Genomic DNA, 842 nt, shown 5'->3' on the forward strand with positions numbered 1-842 from the left:
CAAGGTCCGAAGATCCCCTGCTTTCACCCGTAGGTCGTATGCGGTATTAGCGTAAGTTTCCCTACGTTATCCCCCACGACAGAGTAGATTCCGATGTATTCCTCACCCGTCCGCCACTCGCCACCCAAGGAGCAAGCTCCTCTGTGCTGCCGTTCGACTTGCATGTGTTAGGCCTACCGCCAGCGTTCACTCTGAGCCAGGATCAAACTCTTCACTTAAAACGACATGATCCGAAGATCAAAATTTAAAGCTGCAGATGATTGATGCTGGCAACGTATCGCTTGCTTTAAAACAATTAATAGTTGCTTGATCAAACGTCTGCAAGATGGACAATCATCCTTCCTGCAGGCGCCTTCACAAGATACCTGCGCATACTTTCAAAGATCCGGGGAAGCGGCCTCAGCGCCGTTCCCGTGTGCTGCGAAGTTTCCTTCGTAGCGAGCCGCCCATTATAGCCGGCTTTTCCGCTTCGTCAACACCTTTTTTCAAGGTCGCCTCACCGGAGTGGACGTTGTTGCCGATGCTGCCTCGTCGTTGGACCCGAAGGCCTTTCGTCGTTGCGAGCCGCCTATTATGGCAGGCCTTTCAGCTTTGTCAACAACTTGTTTGAGGAACTTGAAGCTCTTCGTGAAGTTGTTGCCGCAAGCCCCGGTCAAAACCAGGTGCCTGCAAAAAAAGGAAAACCCCGCTGCGCATGCAGCGGGGTTCTCGGGTATAAACCCTGGCGATGACCTACTCTCGCATGGCTTGAGCCACACTACCATCGGCGCAGCTGCGTTTCACTTCCGAGTTCGGGATGGGATCGGGTGGTTCCACAGCGCTAATTTCACCAGGGAGGCGGT

General features: G+C 53.4%; 2 rRNA genes. Both read right to left on the minus strand.

Features of this window, described 5'->3' with window-relative positions:
* Window positions 1-218 (minus strand): 16S ribosomal RNA (locus tag V3B46_RS21675); the annotation flags it as partial.
* Between the two features lie 501 nt (window positions 219-719).
* Window positions 720-834, minus strand: a 5S ribosomal RNA gene (gene rrf, locus V3B46_RS21680).
* Window positions 835-842: the final 8 nt, after the last annotated feature.

Origin of the sequence: Stenotrophomonas sp. SMYL11 (genome assembly GCF_036320005.1) — a bacterium.
GTDB classification, from domain to species: domain Bacteria; phylum Pseudomonadota; class Gammaproteobacteria; order Xanthomonadales; family Xanthomonadaceae; genus Stenotrophomonas; species Stenotrophomonas maltophilia_A.